14 protein-coding genes and 2 pseudogenes are annotated in these 19,510 nt (G+C 66.8%); 4 read left to right on the forward strand and 12 right to left on the reverse strand.

All coding sequences use genetic code 11. The features are described 5' to 3' along the window. Positions 1-144: 144 nt before the first annotated feature. From APS40_RS14970 to APS40_RS15020, 12 genes and pseudogenes are all read right to left on the reverse strand, one after another. Positions 145-1,728 carry an FGGY-family carbohydrate kinase gene (locus APS40_RS14970; protein WP_055049682.1) on the reverse strand — a complete coding sequence of 528 codons (1,584 nt, stop codon included), beginning with the start codon at positions 1,726-1,728 and terminating at the stop codon, positions 145-147. A 66-nt stretch (positions 1,729-1,794) separates the two neighbouring features. Beyond that, positions 1,795-2,418, reverse strand: a pseudogene (locus tag APS40_RS25345) (HAD family hydrolase); the annotation flags it as partial. Between the two features lie 241 nt (positions 2,419-2,659). Further along, complete coding sequence (locus tag APS40_RS14975; RefSeq protein WP_055047814.1) at positions 2,660-4,138, reverse strand: mannitol dehydrogenase family protein; 1,479 nt, start codon at positions 4,136-4,138, stop codon at positions 2,660-2,662. A 17-nt stretch (positions 4,139-4,155) separates the two neighbouring features. Beyond that, positions 4,156-5,157: an ABC transporter ATP-binding protein gene (locus APS40_RS14980; protein ID WP_055047815.1), complete on the reverse strand. Its 1,002-nt coding sequence runs from the start codon at positions 5,155-5,157 to the stop codon at positions 4,156-4,158. 10 nt (positions 5,158-5,167) lie between these two features. After that, entirely contained in the window at positions 5,168-5,992 is an 825-nt protein-coding gene (locus APS40_RS14985) for a carbohydrate ABC transporter permease (protein ID WP_055047816.1), read from the reverse strand. A gap of 196 nt (positions 5,993-6,188) precedes the next feature. Next, complete coding sequence (locus APS40_RS14990; RefSeq protein ID WP_055047817.1) at positions 6,189-7,061, reverse strand: carbohydrate ABC transporter permease; 873 nt, start codon at positions 7,059-7,061, stop codon at positions 6,189-6,191. Positions 7,062-7,334: 273 nt separating this feature from the next. Continuing rightward, complete coding sequence (locus APS40_RS14995; protein WP_055047818.1) at positions 7,335-8,642, reverse strand: ABC transporter substrate-binding protein; 1,308 nt, start codon at positions 8,640-8,642, stop codon at positions 7,335-7,337. 280 nt (positions 8,643-8,922) lie between these two features. Next, positions 8,923-9,879 (reverse strand): sugar-binding transcriptional regulator, encoded by a 957-nt coding sequence (locus APS40_RS15000; protein WP_055047819.1) that lies wholly within the window; start codon positions 9,877-9,879, stop codon positions 8,923-8,925. Between the two features lie 78 nt (positions 9,880-9,957). Next, the gene (locus APS40_RS15005) at positions 9,958-12,633 is read right to left on the reverse strand and encodes a sensor histidine kinase (RefSeq protein ID WP_055047820.1); all 2,676 of its coding nucleotides are present in this window, start codon (positions 12,631-12,633) and stop codon (positions 9,958-9,960) included. Next, positions 12,633-12,866 carry a hypothetical protein gene (locus tag APS40_RS15010; protein WP_055047821.1) on the reverse strand — a complete coding sequence of 78 codons (234 nt, stop codon included), beginning with the start codon at positions 12,864-12,866 and terminating at the stop codon, positions 12,633-12,635. The genes APS40_RS15005 and APS40_RS15010 overlap by 1 nt, the downstream gene beginning before the upstream one ends. A gap of 4 nt (positions 12,867-12,870) precedes the next feature. Continuing rightward, entirely contained in the window at positions 12,871-13,254 is a 384-nt protein-coding gene (locus tag APS40_RS15015) for a response regulator transcription factor (RefSeq protein WP_082434434.1), read from the reverse strand. Between the two features lie 53 nt (positions 13,255-13,307). Further along, complete coding sequence (locus APS40_RS15020; RefSeq protein ID WP_055047823.1) at positions 13,308-14,930, reverse strand: helix-turn-helix domain-containing protein; 1,623 nt, start codon at positions 14,928-14,930, stop codon at positions 13,308-13,310. A gap of 182 nt (positions 14,931-15,112) precedes the next feature. On the opposite strand from APS40_RS15020, the gene APS40_RS15025 reads away from it, so the two are divergent. The 4 genes and pseudogenes from APS40_RS15025 to APS40_RS15040 all read left to right on the forward strand — a co-directional run bounded on the left by APS40_RS15025 (position 15,113) and on the right by APS40_RS15040 (position 19,503). Further along, positions 15,113-16,462 carry a substrate-binding protein gene (locus APS40_RS15025; protein ID WP_055047824.1) on the forward strand — a complete coding sequence of 450 codons (1,350 nt, stop codon included), beginning with the start codon at positions 15,113-15,115 and terminating at the stop codon, positions 16,460-16,462. Positions 16,463-16,532: 70 nt separating this feature from the next. After that, positions 16,533-17,560 (forward strand): annotated as a pseudogene (locus APS40_RS15030) (branched-chain amino acid ABC transporter permease). Positions 17,561-17,562: 2 nt separating this feature from the next. Next, positions 17,563-18,708 (forward strand): branched-chain amino acid ABC transporter permease, encoded by a 1,146-nt coding sequence (locus tag APS40_RS15035; RefSeq protein ID WP_055047825.1) that lies wholly within the window; start codon positions 17,563-17,565, stop codon positions 18,706-18,708. 6 nt (positions 18,709-18,714) lie between these two features. Continuing rightward, positions 18,715-19,503: an ABC transporter ATP-binding protein gene (locus APS40_RS15040; protein WP_055047826.1), complete on the forward strand. Its 789-nt coding sequence runs from the start codon at positions 18,715-18,717 to the stop codon at positions 19,501-19,503. Positions 19,504-19,510: the final 7 nt, after the last annotated feature.

Consider the following 19,510-nt stretch of genomic DNA (forward strand, 5'->3'; position numbering starts at 1 on the left):
GGTTGCCGACCCCCACCCTTGATCCCTCCCCGCAAGGGGGAGGGAGACGATGGAACCGCGATGCTGGCGTAAGGGTCTCCCTCCCCCTTGCGGGGAGGGATCAAGGGTGGGGGTCGGCAACCACTGCAGCTTCGGTTCAAGACGTCAGGTCGACATTCCCAGCGCCACCAGCTCAGCCCGATGCCGCTGCATCGCCAGGTGGCTCCGATAATCCCGCTCGAGCCGGGCGCGCGCCGCGGGGTTCGCCGTACGCCGGGTGCTGGGCTGGGCCATCGCCAGGCAGGCTGACGACAGCTCGGCATGCAGGCCCGCTGCCGTCGCCGCCACCATGGCGACCCCGAGCAAGGTCGGATCGGGCGCAGCAGGCTCGATCACCGTGCACGGCAGGGCATCGGCATAGAGCTCCATCAGCAGCGGGTTGTGGCTGTGCCCGCCCGCGATGTGCAGCGTCTCGATGCCGTAGCCGCGGGCATCGAGGGTCTCGAGGATGTGCCGCACCTGCACGGCGATCGCCACCGCCGTGCGCCAGTAGAGCCGGCATAGGCTGTCGAAATCGCTGTCGAGCGACAGGCCGGAAATCACCCCGAGGGCGCGCGGCTCGGCGAGCGGTGAGCGATTGCCGTGAAAGTCCGGCAGCACATGAAGCTGCGGGGCGAGATCGTCGCCTTCGTTCGCGCGCAACTGGAGCACCCGCTCGATCACCCGGCGGTGCAGTTCGGCGGTGGGATCGCCCCCCGCTGCATGGTTGCGCAGCACGTGATCGAGCAGGGCGCCGGTCGCCGATTGCCCGGCTTCGTTGAGCCAGGTGCCGTCGAGCACGGCGTTGCGATAGGGTCCCCAGACGCCGTTTGTCGGCATCGGCCGATCGGACAGCGCCATCACGCAGCTCGAGGTTCCGGCAACCAGCGCAGGATGCCGGCGCAGCTCGGCGGGGACGTTGGTGAACGCGGCGAGCGCTCCCAGCGCACCGGCATGCGCGTCGATCAGCCCGACCCCGACCACGCAGCGCGTCGCGAGGCCAAGGCTGGTCGCGGCCGCTTCGCTCAGCGGTCCCAGCGCCCGGCCGATCGGGCTTGCGACCGCGGGCAGGCCGGCTCGCTCGAACAGGTCGTCGAGCCCCATGGCGGCGAGAAAATCCCGCTGCCAGCTGGGGCTCTCGTGACCGAGATAAGTCCATTTGCAGGTGAGCGTGCATTCCGAGCGCGCGTTGGATCCGCATGCCTTCCAGGTCAGGAAATCGGCGAGGTCGAACATCCGGCCGGCTCGGGCCCAGGTCTCGGGCACGTGGTGCTTCAGCCACATCAGCTTGGGCACTTCCATTTCCGGCGACATGGTGCCGCCGATGAAATCGAGCACCCGATGGCCGCTCGCGGTGCATTGCTCCGCCTCGGCCTGCGCCCGGTGGTCGAACCAGGCGATCGTATCCCAGCGCCCCGCACCGTCCGGACTGACAGGCAGTTGGGCACCCTCGCCATCGCGCACCACCAGCGAGCAGGTTGCATCGAAGCTGATCCCCACGGCCTCGTCTGCCGCGACACCGGCAAGTCGCATTGCCGCGCGCACCGCCTGGGCAACGGCGTCCCAGATCTGCTCGGAATCGTATTCGGCGATATCCGAGCCCACCCGGTTGAGCTCCAGCGCCTGCTCGGCCCGGCTGACCAGCCGGCCGGAGGGTGTAACGAGTCCCGCCCGGGCGCTGGCGGTGCCCACGTCCACGGCGACCAGCATCGCGGCTCCGCCTGCCTCGCGGGCGGCGTGGAGCTCGAGCAGTCCCGGCAGCGACCGCATATCCTCGAGGATGGCGTCGGGTCCCAGCGCTTCGATCTCTGCACGCAGACCGCTCGGCGCGATGTGGCTGCCGCCCAGATAGGCGAAGACCCGCATGCCGGCGGCCCGCGCCGCCTGGATGCCGGCCGGCGAGTCCTCGATGACGAGGCAGTTCTCCGGCCCGATGCCCATTTCGCGCGCCGCGAGAAGGAACAGGTCCGGTGCCGGCTTGCCGTTCTTGACCATGGTCGCCGAGTAGATGCGCCCCTCGAAGCGCGGCAGGAGGCCGGTGAGCTCGAGGCTCAGCCGGATCCGCTCGGGCTGGCTCGACGACGCCACGCAGAACGGCAGCTCGAGGCCGGCCAGGATGTCGGCAATCCAGCGGGTCGGCTTCAGTTCCTTGCGGTAGAGCGCATAGAGCCGGTCGCGCATGCCGCTGACGGACGCCTCGCTGAGATGCGCGCCGTGGCTCTGGTTGAGGCTCTCCGAGATCGAGGCAAGGCTGCGGCCCAGATAAGACCGGAAGGCGACGCCCGGCGCGACCGCGATGCCCTGCTCGGCGATCAGCTCGAGCAGCACCCGCATGGCGAGCGGTTCGCTGTCCACCAGCACGCCGTCGCAATCGAAGATAACGAGCTTGATCGGCGCCACGAAACCTCTCCCGGCCTATCGGTAGCCGGGCGACATCCGCTTCGGCAAGTTATGTGCGGGGGCGGCGCTGCAAGAAGCCGAGCCGGTGCGGGCTGCCCCCCACCCTTGATCCCTCCCCGCGAGGGGGAGGGAGACGCAAACTGAGATGTCCGTGTGATGGTCTCCCTCCCCCTCGCGGGGAGGGGACAGGGGTGGGGGTCCACAACCACCAGCGCCAATTATCGGCGCTTCGCGAAGCCGCCTACAGCGTCCCGCCCAGATACGCCTCCAACGTCGCCTTGGTGCCGCGCGACCAGAGGGTCGACAATGCGGTGGTGAAGGCCGCCACATAGGTCGGGTTGCTGGCCAGCGGCCCGAAGATGTCGCCCATCGACAGCCAGGCGGCCGGATCGGATTTCGCTTCCCTGGCGAGCGCCGTCAGCCGCTCCCAGTTCGGGTCGTTCGGCGGGATCGGCTTGCCGCTGTCGCTTTCGCCATAGCAGTAGCGGGCCCAGAGCGCCGAGACCAAAGCCAGCCCGGTGACCGGCTGTCCGGCCGCCAGCCGATCCGCCGCCGAGGGCAGGATGAATTTTGGCTGCCGGTTCGAACCGTCGAGGCAGAGCCGCTGGATGGTGTCGCCGATCTTGGGGTTGCTGAACCGCCGCTCGATCAGCTTGTAGTAGTCGTCGAGATCGGTGTCCGGCACCGGCGGCACCACCGGTACGATCTCTTCGCGCTCCACCTTCTCGAGGAAGGCGCGGATCAACGGGTGTTCCATCGCTTCGTGCACGAAATGGATGTCGAGCAGCCCCGCGGGGTAGGCGATGGTGGCGTGTCCGCCATTGAGGATGCGGATCTTCATATGCTCGTAGGGCGCGACGTCTGGGACGAACTGCACGCCGACCTTTTCGAGCGCCGGGCGCCCGGCCGGAAAATGGTCTTCCAGCACCCACTGCTTGAACTCTTCGCAGAACACCGGCCAGGCATCGACGATGCCGAAATCGACCTCGAGCGCCGCGCGCTCGCGTGGGCCCGTCGCCGGGGTGATGCGGTCGACCATGCCGTTGGGGAAGGCCACGGCCTCGCGCACCCACTTGGCCAGCTCGGGATTGATCAGGTCGGCGAGGCCGGCCACCGCGTTCTGCGTCACGTGGCCATTGCCCGGGATATTGTCGCAGCTCATCACCGTGAAAGGTTGCACGCCGCGCTCGCGCCGCAACTGCAGGCCAAGCAGGATCAGTCCGAACACCGTCTTCGGCGCTTCCGGATTGACGCTGTCGGCGACGATGTCGGGGTGGCGGGCGTCGAACCGCTGCGAGGCCGGGTCGATATAGTAGCCGCCTTCGGTGACGGTCAGCGAGACGATCCGCACTTTTGGGTCGGCCAGCGTCTCGCTGATCGCGGCGAGGTCCCCTACCGGCAGGAAGTCGATCATCGCGCCGGTGACGCGGGCGCTCGTTCTGTCTGCCTCCTGCTCCACCACGGTGGTCAGGTAGTCCTGCCCCAGGAGCTTCTCGCGCATGTCGGCATCGTTGCTGCGCACCCCGGCGCCGACCAGCGCCCAGTCCTGGTCGAGCCCCAGGTTGAACAGGCTGTCGAGATAGACCGCCTGGTGGGCACGGTGGAAATTGCCGACGCCGAAATGCACGATGCCCGCCGTCAAGGCGCCGCGCGGGTAGCGGGGCACGCTGGCGCGGGCGGCGATCTCCGGCAGGGCTTCGGCGGAGAGGGGAGTCGGCATGGGTCTATCCTGAATGGTCAGCGCAGCGCCTGGCCGGCGCGGTCGAAACGATAGATACGGCCCGGCTCGGGCGAGAGCCAGACCTGTTCGCCGGGGTGATAATCGTTCTCGCCGCCGGTGCGCACGGTCTGCAGGCCCACCCCATCGACATGCACGTGCAGGAACGTGTCGGAACCCAGGTGCTCGGCGACGCCGACGCGGCCCTGCCACTCGCCGGCGTCGCGCGAGATGCGCACATGCTCGGGCCGCACCCCGATCGCCTCAGCCTGATATTTGCCGGCCGCGGCGCCTTCGAGGAAATTCATCTTGGGCGAGCCGATGAAGCCGGCGACGAACCGGTTGGCCGGGCTCTTGTAGAGCTCGAGCGGCGTACCGAACTGCTCGACCCGGCCGGCATTCAGCACCACGATGCGGTCGGCCATGGTCATCGCCTCGACCTGGTCGTGCGTCACGTAGACCATGGTGGTCTTGAGCTGCTGGTGCAGTTCGGTGATTTCGATGCGCATGTTGACGCGCAGCGCCGCATCGAGGTTCGACAGCGGCTCGTCGAACAGGAAGGCCTTGGGTTGGCGAACGATGGCGCGGCCGATGGCGACACGCTGGCGCTGCCCGCCGGAGAGCGCCCGGGGCTTCCGATCGAGATAGTCGGTGAGGTTCAGCACCCGCGCCGCTTCGGCGACCTTCTGCTCGGCGACCGCCTTGTCGATATTGGCCATCTTCAGCGGAAAGGCGATGTTCTGGCGCACTGTCATGTGCGGGTAGAGCGCATAGGACTGGAACACCATGGCAAGGCCGCGATGCGCCGGTCCCTTGTCGGTGACGTCGACGCCGTCGAGCCTGATCGCGCCGGAGGTCGTGTCCTCGAGGCCGGCTATCAGTCGGAGGAGAGTGGACTTGCCGCACCCCGAGGGCCCGACGAAGACGACGAATTCGCCGTCTTCGATCTCGAGGGAAACATCGGGGATGACCTGGTGGCCACCAAAGGACTTGTTGACGTGTTCGAGTGTGATGGAGCCCATCTGAAATCCCCTATTTCACGGCGCCGAAGGTGAGGCCGCGCACCAGCTGCTTCTGACTGAACCACCCGAGCAGCAGGATTGGCAGGATCGCCAGTACGGAGGCGGCACTCAGCTTGGCGAGGAACTGGCCCTGCGGCGACGAGAACGAGGCGATGAAGGCGGTCAGCGGCGCCGCATTGGTGGTGGAGAGCCTCAGCGTCCAGAACGCCTCGTTCCAGGCGAGGATGACGTTGAGCAGCAGCGTCGAGGCGATGCCGGGCACCGCCATCGGCAGGAGCACGTAGACCAGCTCCTTGCCCAGGGTCGCGCCATCCATGCGCGCCGCCTCGAGGATATCGACCGGGATCTCCTTGAAGTAGGTGTAGAGCATCCACACCACGATCGGCAGGTTCACCAGCGTCAGGATGATGCTGAGCCCGAGCAGGGTGTCGAGCAGCCCGGTATTGAGAAAGATCAGGTACATCGGCACCAGCACGCCTGCGGCCGGCATCATCTTGGTCGACAGCATCCACATCAGCACGTCGCGCGTCTTGGGCGTCGGCGTGAACGCCATCGCCCAGGCCGCCGGCACCGCGATCAGCAGCGCCACGAGGGTCGAGCCGATCGAGATCACTACCGAGTTGAAGAACGGCCGGAAGTAATCCTGCTGGTGGAGCACCGCCGCGTAGCTCTCGAAGGTGAACGAAGGGACCATCGAAAACCCCGCCGCGGCTTCGCCCTCGGTCTTCAGGCTGGTGATGATCGTGTAGAGGATCGGAAAGAAGATGATCAGCGCCACCAGCCAGACGAGCACCGTCATGGTGAGCTTGCGGCGCGTCGATACGGCGCGGGCCATTTATGCCTCCACTCGTTGGTTGCGGCTCGTCTCCCTCCGCCTTGCGGGGAGGGTAGCGAAGCTTGTCGTACAGCGACTTAGCGGAGCTGGGGTGGGGGTGGCAGCAGGCGCCGAGCGTGGGGCGCCCCCCACCCTTGATCCCTCCCCGCAAAGGGGGAGGGAGACGACTGCCAGATCCAGGCTCAGCAAGGACTCCTCAAGCATCCAGATTCCTCCCCACGGCGCGCATCAGGAAGATCGCGACGATGTTGGCGAGCACCACGGCGACGAGGCCGCCCGCTGCGCCGGCGCCGATATTTCCGCCCAGGACGCCCGTGTTGTAGATCAGGAAGGGCAGGTTGGTGCTGGCAAAGCCCGGGCCGCCGCCGGTGGTGATCTGGATCTCGGCATAGACGCCGAGCAGGTAGATCGTCTGGATCAGGATCACCACGGTGATCGCCCGCGCCAGGTGCGGCAGGATGATGTACCAGAAGCGCCGGAACACGTTGGCGCCATCCATCTCGGCCGCCTCCTTCTGCTCCTCGCTGAGCGATTGCATGGCGGTCAGCAGGATCAGCGTCGCAAACGGCAGCCACTGCCAGGCGACGATCACGATGATCGACAGCAGCGGAAAATTGCCGAGCCAGTTCACCGGCTCCTGTCCGAAAAAGCGTGATATTGCAGCGAACACGCCCCAGGTCGGATTCATCAGTTCGTGCTTCCAGACCACGGCCGCTACCGGCGGCATGACGAAGAAGGGCGAGATCATCAGGATGCGGACGATCCCCTGGCCCCAGATCGGCTGGTCGAGCAGCAGCGCCAGCAGGATGCCGAGCCCCACGGTGATCACCAGTACGCCGACCACGATCAGCAGCGTGTTGATGATGGCCGGCCAGAAGGCCGGGTCGGTGACGAAGAACTCGAAATTGGCCAGCCCGGCGAAACCCTTGATGTTGGGGTTGGTGAGCCGGTAGCGCTGGAAGGCGAACCAGATGGTCAGGGCCAGCGGCACAATCATCCAGATCAGCAGCACGAAGACCGAAGGCGCCATCATCCAGCGGGCAAGGCGATGTGACTGCTTGGTGGCCATTGCGTTGTGTTCCCCCAGAATGCGCCGATGGTGCGGTACGCGCCGCCTCGCCCGTCCTAAGGGGCGCAATAGCGCCCCGGAGGGAGAGGATACTGCAGCTTGCGAGCCTGCAAGCCAGCGGAAGTAGGTGAGGGGTGGGACGCAGCCGCACGAGTGAGTGCCGATGCAACTCACCCCTCACCCAGCTCCGCAAAGTCGCTGGCGCTCCTTGCTTCGCTACCTCTCCCCTGAGGGGAGAGGAGACGGGCAGCCGAGGCCGCCCGCCTAGGGAGGTCAGTAATACCCGGCCGACTTCATCTCGCGGTCGACCGTCTGCTGTGCCTGGGCCAGTGCGTCATCGACGCTGGTCGAGCCGGCAAGCGCCGCCGAGAACAGCTGGCCGACCGTCGTCGCCATGCCGGCGAACTCGGGAATGGCGACGAACTGCACGCCGGTATAGGGCACGGGCTTCACCGTCGGATGGGTCGGATCGGCGGCGTTGATCGAGTCGAGCGTCATCTTGGCGAAGGGCGCCGCCGCCTGGTATTCGGGGTTGCTGTAGAGCGAGGTGCGGGTGCCCGGCGGCACGTTCGCCCAGCCTTCCTTGCCGGCAACGAGCGCCAGGTAATCCTTGCTGGTCGCCCAGGAGATGAACTTCTCGGCGGCTTCGGCCTTCTGCGAACCGGCCGGGATGGCCAGCGACCAGGCCCAGAGCCAGTTGCCGCGCTTGCCCAGCCCCTTGTCGGGAGCGAGGGCGAAGCCGACCTTGTCGGCCACCGTCGATTCCTTGGCGTTGGTGACGAACGACGCGGCGACGGTGGCGTCGATCCACATGCCGCACTTGCCCTGCTGGAACAGCGTCAGGTTCTCGTTGAAGCCGTTCGAGGAAGCGCCGACCGGGCCGGCATCCTTCATCAGGTCGACATAGAACTGCAGCGTCGACTTCCATTCCGGCTGGTCGAACTGCGGCTTCCAGGCCTCGTCGAACCAGCGGGCGCCGAACGAGTTCGACATCGCGGTCAGGAACGCCATGTTCTCGCCCCAGCCGGCCTTGCCGCGCAGGCAGATGCCGTTGATGTCGGCGGCGCGGTCGGTCATCTTGCGGGCAGCGTCGGCGACGAAGTCCCAGGTCGGCGCGTCCGGCATGGTCAGGCCGGCCTTCTCCATCAGGTCCTTGCGGTACATGATGAAACTCGACTCGCCATAGAACGGCGCGGCGTAGAGCTTGCCGTCGGCGCTGAGGCCGCCGCGGATGGCGGGCAGTAGGTCGTTCACGTCATAGGCGTCGCCGAGATTTTCGAGCGGCAGCAGCCAGCTGTTCTTGGCCCAGATCGGCACTTCGTAGGTGCCGATGGTCATCACGTCGAACTGCCCGCCTTTGGTGGCGATGTCGGTGGTGACGCGCTCGCGCAGGATGTTTTCCTCGAGCGTCACCCACTGCAGCTTGATGTCCGGGTTCTTGGCGGTGAAGTCGTCGGTCAGCCCCTGCATGCGGACCATGTCGCCATTGTTCACCGTGGCGATGGTGAGAGTGGTCTCGGCATAAGCCGTCGAGCCGAGCGCAAGCACCAGCGCGCTCGAGAAAAGCGGAAGCAGTTTCATCAATGTCCTCCCTTTGGCGAGCATTTGCCTCGCCGTTGAGCAATTACTCACAAACTTTAGTATGATGTCAAGAGCGAGACGAGGGGCTGCGGCTCTCGGCGGGCAGCAGACGAGTCGGTCAGTTTCGCTGGGAGGTGAGGCGATCGCCTCCCTCCCCCTTGAGGGGAGGGATCGAGGGTGGGGGTGGTGCAGTGATCGCCGATGGACCCTCACCCCCAACCCGTTCCCCTCAAGGGGGAGGGGAGCGCTCGGCCCGCGCTGCAGGGGGCGTGGGTCCCCGCTAACCCGCCGCCAGAATCGCCTCTGCCGTCGCTTCGTCGGTGATCAACCCATTCACGAGCCGCCGCGTCAGCGCCGCCCGGATGCCGGGCACTTTCTTGTCGCCGACGGCAGTCGCCACCACCGTCGAGCTCTCGCGTGACGGGAGCGGCGCCGACGCCACGCGGTCATTGGTCAGCCCGTCGATGAACCTGCCCTGCGCATCGAACGCCCAGCCGACGATCTCGCCCACCGCCCCGGCTTTCTGCAGCAGCTTCAGTTCGGCCGCCGAAATGAAGCCGTCCTGGACCAGCGGCGCCTCCGGGCCGAGGTCGCCGATGCCGACGAAGGTGACGTCGGCCTGCTGCGCCAGGGCGTGGGTTTCGCGGATCATCGGCTGGCTCAGCAGCATGTCGCGCTCGGCCGCCGACGAGGCAATGACCGGCAAGGGCATGGGGAAGCTGCGGGCCTTCACCGTTTCGGCGATGTTGAAGATCACGTTGTAGAAGGCGGCCGAGCCGTCCGGCGCGATCGAGCCGGTGAGCGACACGATCTTGTGCTGCGGCGCTTCCATCGGCGACAGTTGCTCGATTGCGGCCTTGAGGGTTCGGCCGGTGCCGATGGCCACCACCGTCGGCTTGTCGCTTTTGAGCCAACGCTCGATCTGCGTGGCGGCGGCGATCGCTACCCCGTGGATTGCGCCCGGCGCATCGGGGTCGGTTGGCACCACCTCGGCGAAATCCAGCGCATAGCGCTGCTGCAACTGCCCGGCCAGATCCATGCAGCGCCCGATCGGATGCTCCAGCCGCACCCGCACCAGCCCCTCGCTCACCGACAACGACACCAGTCGCTGCGCCGTCTGGCGCGACACGCCGAGCTTTTTGGCGATCTGCTCCTGGTTGTTGCCCGCGACGTAGTAGAGCCATCCGGCCCTGGCCGCATCGTCGAGACGGTTAACTGCTGTGTCCTGACGAGCCATGAGGCTTTGCCCTCCGATTGGGCGGATACTCATCGAACGATGTGACAACCGCAAGGCAATTCTCGCCGCGCCGCGCCATCAGAGCAGGGGCAGGGTGATGCGGAAGCAGGCGCCCCTGCCGGCCCCCGGCAGCAGCTCCAGCTTGCCGTTCATCCGCTCGATCAACTGCCGCGAAATGGCGAGGCCGAGGCCGGCCCCGGCGGGGGCCGCGATGCCGCCTGCCTGGCCGCGGGCGAACTTCTCGAACACCAGCTTGCGCTCCGTCCTGGCGATGCCGGGCCCGTTATCGGCGACTTCGATCAGGTAGCGCCCGCGCCCGCTGCGGGAGCGGATCTCCACCATCGGCTGCGCGGCATCGTTGTACTTGATGGCGTTGGAGATCAGGTTGATCAGCACCTGGCAGAGCCGGTCGGGTTCGCCCGAGATCATGGCGCGCGGTGCGCGGCTGCCGATCGTCAGCTGCATGCCGCGTTGCTGCGCCAATGCCGAACAGACTTCGAGGGCGCGGTCGATGGCGCGTTCGGCATCGATCGGCACATTGTCCCAGCCCCGCTCGCCGCGATCGAGCGCACTCATCCCCAGGATGTCGTCGAGCAGCCGGGTCAGCCGCAGGCTTTCCTGGTGGATGGTCCTGACGAAGCGCTGCCGTTCGTCGGCGCTGAGCTCTTGTTCCTCGAGCAGGATCTCCGAGAACGAGCGGATCGAGGTCATCGGCGTGCGCACCTCGTGGCTGACCTGGCTGAGGAACTCGTCCTTCTCGCTGTCGATGGCGCGGAGCTGCGCGTTGGCTTCCTCGAGCTTTGCCGCCGTCGACCGTAGTTCGCTCGAGGTCCGCTCCAGCTCCTGCGAGTATTCGATCACCTGCCGCGTCTCGCCGGCCATCTCGAACACTTCCTCGAGCGATACCGCGTCGCCCGACACCACCTTGCTGAGCATCACATGCGCCGATGCCGCGCCGATCGAGCCGGCGAGCTCCCGTTCCAGCCGGTCGATGAACTGCGGCGTCGGCGTACCCGTGATCCCGGCGAACAGCGCCTCGGCACGGGCCGAGCCGAGCACGCGCTGCGCGACGAAGAACAGATCCTCGAGCGTCGCCGAACCGCGGATCACTGCCGGCCCGCCGCCGCGCGAGCGGCGGAACAGCTCGGCAAACAGCGCCGCCTGCACGCGTTCGAGGGCTGATTGCGAGGTCAGCAGCGAGACGACGACTAGTGTCGCTGTGTTGAGGAACAGGCTCCAGAACACCACGTTGACCAGCGGATCGATCGCCTCGACCCCGAACAGCGCCTCCGGGCGGAGCCAGCTGAGGCCCCATGGCCCCTCGGCCATGATCCCGGCGACCAGCGGCGAGGAGCTCTCGAATGACGGCATGAAGCTCGACCACGCCCAGACCACGAAGCCCACCGCCACCGCGGCCGTTGCGGCCTTCAGCGATGCCTCGCGCCAGAACAGCGCCGCGATGATGGCGGGAAGGAACTGCGCCACGCCGCAGAACGAGATCAGTCCGATCGGCGCCAGCGCATCGGAATCGCGCGTCAGGTAGAAGTAGAGGAATCCCAGCAAGAGGATCAGCGCGATCGAGAAGCGCCGGGAATTGAGCAGCAGCCGGCTGACCCCGCGGGTGCTGTCGACCCCATGCCCCTGGGTGACGCGCAGCACGATCGGCATGACGATGTGGTTGGACACCATGATCGACAGCGCGATCGACTCGACGATGATCATCGAGGTGGCCGACGAGAAGCCGCCGATGAAGCTGAACAGCGCCAGCCCTTCCTGCCCGGCCGAGAGCGGCAGGGTGAGCACGAACATGTCCGGGTTGGCGCCCGCCGGCATCGAAGTCAGCCCGAACAGCGCGATCGGCAGGGTGAACAGGCTCATCAGCAGCAGGTAGGCCGGGAAGGCCCAGCCCGCGGTGCGCAGGTGGTTCTCGTTGGAGTTCTCGACCACGGTGATCTGGAACTGCCGGGGCAGGCAGAGGATGGCTGCGGCCGAAAGCACGTTCATCGCCACCCAGCGGTCGTTGAAGTTGCCGGTCGAATAGATGTCGATCCCGGCGGCCTCGGCGCGCGAGAAGATCGCCTCGAGCCCGCCGCCCGCATAGATGACGAAGATGCCGATCGCCAGGAGCGCCGCGAGCTTGACGATGGCTTCGAAGGCGATGGCCGCGACGACGCCGTGGTGCTGCTCCTTGGCATCGACATTGCGTGTGCCGAACAGGATCGTGAACAGCGCCATCCCCGCCGCGACGGCCAGCGCCAGCCCGACCTCGTCGATGCCGCGCAGCGTCCGGCCGGGAAACTCGCCCACCCCGGCGATCGCCTGCAGCGACGAGGTGACCGCCTTGAGCTGCAGCGCGATATAGGGTGCGATGCCGATGACCGCGATGATGGTGATCAGCACCGCCAGCCGGCTCGACTTGCCGAAGCGCGACGACAACAGGTCGGCGATCGAGGTGATGCGCTGGTTGTGGCTGATGCGGACGAGGCGCCGGAGCACGAACCACCAGCCGATGAACACCAGCGTCGGCCCCAGATAGATGGCGAGGTATTCGAGGCCGCTGCGCGCCGCCGAACCCACGGCGCCGTAAAAGGTCCAGCTGGTGCAATAGACCGAGATGGCGAGGGTGTAGATGAAGGGCGAGCGCAGGAACGCCGCCTTGTCGTTGCGCGCCTGCCGGTCGCTCACATAGGCGATGAGGAACAACAGCCCGACATAGCCGATGGCGACGGCGATGACCACGTCCGGCGACAGCATCAGCCTTCGCCCTCCGATGGTGGCTCGGCCTCCGGCTCGCGCGGCAGGCGGCGGCCGAGCCAGAAGGCGGCGGCGATCAGGCCCAGCCAGCAGACGAACAGGTAGATCACCTCGAGCGGCACGCCGAACACGCGCCGCTCGAGCTGGAACACCACCGCCAGCGGCGGCAGGATCAGCAGCACGCCCAGGAGGCTGAGGAACAGCGCCGCGCTTTCGAGCTTCCGGCGCTCCATCGGTCTATTCCACCGCCGGAGCGAGACCCATCAGTTCGCGGACCGCTCCCACCACTTCGGCATTGGCATAGGGCTTGGTGACGAAGCGGTCGGCGCCGAGCTCCTCGGCGGTGCGGCGATCCTGCGCCTGGCCCTTGGCGGTGAGGATCAGCACCGGTAGTTCGCGCAACGCGGCGTCGGCCCGGATGTGCTTGAGCACATCGAACCCCGAACGCTTGGGCAGCATCACGTCCAGCACCAGTACCTTGGGCTGGCTGCGGCGCACGGCGTTGAGCGCCGCCTCGCCGTCGGTGACCGCTTCGATCGACCAACCGGCCCGGCGCAGGATGAAGTCGAGCGATTTCAGAATGCTCGGTTCATCCTCGGCGATGAGAACATCGACAGCCAAATTTCCCCCTCCCGCCCGACCTCCCAATCGGACTTGCATTACCTTAGGCACATCTAGCCCGGCTCGCCAACGTCGAAACGGCGCGGCACCAGGGGTGCGCGAACCGCGGTGGGTTCACCTGCCGGGGTGAAGGCCTCTTCCTGCCGGTCGGCGCAGTCGCGCCGCGGGCAGAGCCGGCAACTCGGGCCGACCGGCACGTCCGTGCTGCCGTCGCCGAGATCGAGCCCGGCGCCATAGACGGTACGATCGGCATGCAGCACATCGCAGGCGAGCATCACCGAGATCGGAATGGCGTGGTCGGCAAAGCCGGTGCCGGAGCGGGCCTGGGCGCTGGCGATGAACAGATAGCGCGAGCCGTCGGCGAACTGCGCGATCTGCCGGGTCAGCGTGCGCGGCGTGCGGAAGGCGCCGTAGATCACCCAGCGCGGACAGGCGTGCCCGGCGCTGGGCAAAGGCAGGCCGGGCAGGGGGAAGTGCTTGGTCAGTCGCCCCGCCGCATCCGAACGCAGGAACCCGAACGGCAGGCCGGGATCATCGGGCTTACGCAGCGAGACGAGGCGGTGCGCCACCTGTTCGAAGCTCGCGGTATAGAGCTGGCGCAGCGTCTCGATGTCATAACGCTGCGCCTCGGCATCGGCGAGGAACCGGGCGTAGGGAAAGACGATGGCGCCGGCGAGGTAGGAGCTGAGCGCCCGATAGCCGAGCCGGCGCGCCGTGCCGGACGACAGCTGCGGGGTATCGACTTCGCGTTCGATGGCGTCGGCGGCGCTGAGCTCGGCATAGAGCCGGGTGAGCTGGAACTGCCGGGTGGCGGCGCCGGCACTCGCCTGGAACCACATGGTGCGCGTGGCGGAGTTGAAGTGATACTGGCCGGGAAAGCCGGCGGCGTCGACCTGGCGGCCGGCGCTGCGCGCCATGCCGACGCCGAACTTCGCGGCGAGGGCCGCGGCAAGCGCCGCCTCGCCGAACGGCCCTTTGGTTTCGATCTCGGCCCGCAGCTCCGTTGCAACGGCCTCGAGCGCCGGGAAGTAGTTGTCGCGCTCGAAGATCAGGTCGTCGAGCTCGCGGATCGGCGACAGGGTGCGCCGGCCGCGGGCATCGACCTCGAACTGCCCGATCAGGCCGCGCGCCACCTCGGTCAGGCCGCGGGTTTCACGCGTGATGGTCTCGACGAAGCGGCTGCGCTCGCCCTCATCGAGATCGGTCACGTCTTCCAGAATCTCGGCGGTGGAGCGGACGGCGGTGATGCCCGAGAGGATCCGGTGCAGCAATTGCGCCAGCAACGGATCGGTCCGCAGCCGATCGGCATAGAGGTCCGCATTGGCGGTGGCGCCCAGATAGGCGCGACGGAGCCGGGCGATGGCCTGTGCCGCAGCCGGCTGCTGGGCGACCAGATCGCGGGACGCCGGCATGTCGACAGCGGCAAGCACGGGATCGGCGAAGGCCTCGTCCAGTTCGGCGATCAGGCGGTGCTCGGCGTCGCCGCTGAGCTCGGCGAGGTCGACCGCCAGCTCTTCGGCCAGGCGGATCAGCAGCGAGCCGCCGACATGGCGTTTGTTGCGTTCGATCAGGTTGAGGTAGCTCGCCGAAATCCCGGCGCGACGGGCGAGCGCCGCCTGCGACACCCCCAGTGCCCGGCGGCGTGAACTGATCTTGAGGCCGATCGGTGCGCGCATCCATGCTCCCCCCCAATTGTCAATGTATTAACACATCCACAGCCGAGCAAGGCCAATGATTTACAGAATTAATGAGCAATATCAGTCACCTGTTGCGAAGCTTTGCAGGTCGCCGGATAGTAGCGCCTCGCTGTGAGGCGCATGGCAATGCACCGTGCCCCGCCGCGCATGAGGAGGAGCTAATGACCAATTCTCAGAACTTCAGCCGCCGCGGCGTGCTGAAGGGCGGCCTTGCCGGCATCTTGGCGACCGGCGTCGCGCCGCTGATGTTCACTCGGGGCGCCTACGCCCAGGAGTTCTGCAACGCCCCCACTGGCGACAGCGTCACGCTGGGCTTCAACATGCCGCTCACCGGCGCCTATGCCGATGAGGGCGCCGACCAGCAGCGCGCCTATGAGCTGGCCGTCGAGCACCTGAACGGTGGCGGTGATGGCGGCCTGATCCCGACCTTCTCGTCCAAGACGCTGAAGGGCAGCGGCATTCTGGGCAAGAAGGTCGCGTTCGTCACCGGCGACGACCAGACCAAGGCCGATGCCGGCCGCGACTCGGCCCGCCGCATGATCGAGCGCGACGGCGCGGTGATGATCACCGGCGGCTCGTCGTCGGCTGTGGCCATCGCCGAGCAGGGCCTCTGCCAGGAGATGGGTGTCATCTACATGGCCGGCCTGACCCACTCCAACGACACCACCGGCAAGGACAAGAAGAAGTATGGCTTCCGCCATTTCTTCAACGCCTATCAATCCGGTATCGCGCTCGGGCCGGTGCTCGGCGAAGCCTACGGCAAGGACCGCGTGGCCTATCATCTGACCGCCGACTACACTTGGGGCTGGACCCAGGAAGAGTCGATGATCAAGGCCACCGAGGGCCTCGGCTGGAAGACCATGCCGCCGGTTCGCACCCCGGTGGGCGCCGGTGACTTCAGCCAGTACATCACGCCGTTCCTCAACTCCGGCGCCGATGTGCTGGTGCTGAACCACTATGGCTTCGATGGGGTGAACTCGATCACCCAGGCCGTGCAGTTCGGCCTGCGCGACCGGCAGGCCAACGGCAAGAATGTCGAGATCGTCCTGCCGCTGGTGTCCGACCTGATGGCCAAGGGCGCCGGCGAAGCCATCAAGGGCGTCTATGGCACTGCCAACTGGGACTGGCAGCTGACCGACGAGGCCTCCAAGGCCTTCACCAAGTCGTTCGGCGCCAAATACGGCCAGCCGCCGAGCCAGATCGCGCAGACCTCCTATGTCCAGGTGCTGCTCTACGCCGATGCGGTCGAGCGGGCCGGCACCTTCTATCCGCCCGAGGTGATCAAGGCGCTCGAAGGCTACGAGTTCGACGGGCTCGGCAACGGTCCGACGCTTTACCGCGCCGCCGACCACCAGTGCTTCAAGGACGTCTACGTGGTGAAGGGCAAGGACGCCCCGTCCAACCCCTACGACCTGCTCGAAGTGGTCGGCACCGCCTCGCGCGACAGCGTCACCTACGATCCCGCGATCTTCGGCGGCGAGCTCGGTCCGGATACTCCGGCCAAGTGCTGATCGCCTGAAGCCGTCCCGGCTGGCCCTCCCGGCCGGGACTTTCCATTGGGTACCATTGGGGCAGCGGACCATGGACGCCATACTCGCGCAACTTCTCAACGGCCTCGACAAGGGCGGCGCCTATGCGCTGATCGCGCTCGGCCTCACCCTGGTGTTCGGCACGCTGGGCGTGGTCAACTTCGCCCATGGCGCGCTGTTCATGCTCGGCGCCTTCTGCGCCGTCAGCTTCCGCTACCTGATCACCCTCGAAACCGTCACGGTCGACCCCACCCAGACCACCGCCTGGGGCACGGCGCTGGAAGTGCGCACCCCGCTGGCCCAGACCTGGTTCGGCGATTGGGGGCGGTGCTGATCGACTGGTCGGTGCCGCTCTCGATCCTCCTCGCCATCCCGGTGATGCTGCTGGTCGGCATCGTCATGGAGCGTGGCCTGATCAAGCATTTCTACAAGCGCCCGCACGCCGAACAGATCCTCGTGACCTTCGGCCTCGCCATCGTGCTGCAGGAGATCGTCAAGGCGATCTTCGGACCCAACCCGATCAGCCAGGCGATGCCCTCCGCCTTGCGCGGCGCCACCGATGTCGGGGCGCTGATCGGCCTCGCGCCGGGCGCGCTGACCTATCCGCTGTGGCGGCTCATCTACTTCCTGTTCTCGGCGGGCGTCATCGCCGCGGTGTTCGCGTTCCTGCGCTTCACCACTTTCGGCATGGTGGTGCGCGCCGGCATGGCCGATCGCGAGACGGTGGGGCTGCTCGGCATCAATATCGACCGACGCTTCACCATCATGTTCGGTCTCGCCGCCGTGGTCGCCGGCCTTGCCGGCGTGATGTACACGCCGCTGCTGCCGCCCAACTACCACCAGGGCATGGATTTCCTGGTGCTGAGCTTCGTCGTCGTGGTGGTCGGCGGCATGGGCTCGCTGCCCGGCGCGGTCGCCGCGGGGTTCCTGCTCGGCATTCTCCAGAGCTTTGCCTCGATGACCCAGATCAAGTCGCTCGTTCCGGGCATCGACCAGATCATCATCTACCTGACGGCGGTGGTGATCCTCCTCGTCCGGCCGCGCGGGCTGTTCGGCCGCCGCGGCATGATGGAGAACTGACCATGGCGCTGTTCCAGCTCTCGCGCCGCGACGCGCTGATCCTCGCGCTCTTCGCCCTGGTCGTCGTCACCATGCCGGTCTGGACCGCGCCGTTCGGCGCCAACTATCCGGGCCTCATGCAGAAATTCGCGATCTACGCGATCTTCGCTATCGGCTTCAACATCCTGTTCGGCCTCACCGGCTACCTGAGTTTCGGCCACGCCGCCTTCCTCGGCGTCGGCTCCTATACCGCCGTGTGGTCGTTCAAGCTGCTGACCATGGATGCCTTGCCGGCGCTGCTGCTCGCCGTGCTGGTTTCCGGGCTGTTCGCCCTCGCCATCGGCTTTCTCAGCCTCCGCCGCTCGGGCATCTACTTCTCCATCCTGACGCTGGCCTTCGCGCAGATGAGCTACAACCTCGCCTATTCGGTGCTGACCCCGATCACCAATGGCGAGACCTCGCTGCAACTGACCCTGCAGGATCCGCGCGTCATCGACCTTGCTTTCAGCGAGCGTGGTGTGGGCCTGCCGACGGCGAGCCTGTTCGGCATGTCGCTGGGTGGGCTCGGCGGCTTCTATTTCTGCGCCGTCGTGCTGCTCATCGCCTTCTTCTTTGCCCAGAAGGTGTTCGCTTCGCCCTTCGGCATGATGCTGCGCGGCATCAAATCGAACCAGATGCGGATGAGCTATACCGGCTTCAACACCCGCCCCTATGCGCTCACCGCCTTCGTCATCTCCGGCATGTATGCCGGGCTCGCCGGGGCGCTGCTGGCGGTCACCGACCCGCTGGCAGGCGCCGAGCGCATGCAGTGGACGGCCTCGGGCGAGGTGGTGCTGATGACCATCCTCGGCGGCGTCGGCACGCTGATCGGACCGGTGATCGGCGCCTGGCTCATCAAGTATTTCGAAAACATCTTCTCGTCCTTCAACGAAGGCATTCTGGGCCGCTTCTTCGATTTCGTTCCCGAGCCGCTGCACGATCCCGTCGTCGCCATATCGAGCAAGTTTGTCGGCGAAGGCTGGCAGTTGACCCTGGGGCTGCTGTTCGTGCTAGTCGTGGTGTTCCTGCCCGGCGGCATCATGGAAGGGGTGCGCCGGATCGGCGCGCTGTTCCGCCGCCGCGGCACCCCCCCGAAAGCCGACGCCATGCGCGTCCAGCCGGCGGAGTAACGAGCCATGGCCACTTCCGAGCGCAATGTCGTTCTCCATGTCGACGACGTCAGCAAGAATTTCGGCGGGTTGCAGGCGCTGTCCGACATCGACCTCGAGGTGGCGGAGGGCCAGACCCACGCCATTATCGGGCCGAACGGCGCCGGCAAATCCACCCTGCTCAACGTCATCATCGGGCGGCTGGCCCCGACCAGCGGCGCCGTGGTGTTCGATGGCCAGGTGCTGACCGGCAGGAAGCCGCACCAGATCAACCAGCTCGGCGTTGCCCGGGTGTTCCAGACGCCGGAGATCTTCCCTGAGCTGACGGTGTTGCAGAACGTCATGGTGCCGGCCTTCGCCAGGCGCGACGGGGCGTTCCGCATCAACGTGCTGCAGGGCGTCGAAAGCGAAGCGGGGCTGCGCGACGAAGCGGAGGCGATCATCGAGGATGTCGGCCTCACCGCCCGCCGCACCTCTCATGCCGGGGCACTCAGCCGCGGCGACAAGCGGCGCATGGAGCTCGCCATGTGTCTGATCCAGCATCCGCGCCTGCTGCTGCTCGACGAGCCGACCGCCGGCATGTCGCGGCACGACACCAACACCACCATCGAGCTGCTCAAGAAGATCAAGGCCCGCGGCATGACCAAGGTGATCATCGAACACGACATGCATGTGGTGTTTTCCCTGGCCGACAGGATCTCCGTCCTCTCCGGCGGCCGGATCATCGCCGAGGGGTTGCCTGATGAGGTGCGCGGCAACGTCAAGGTCCAGGAGGCCTACCTGGGCGGCGCCCACCGGCTGGAGGCTGCCCACTGATGAGTTC

Source organism: Devosia sp. A16 (assembly GCF_001402915.1).
Classification (GTDB): domain Bacteria; phylum Pseudomonadota; class Alphaproteobacteria; order Rhizobiales; family Devosiaceae; genus Devosia_A.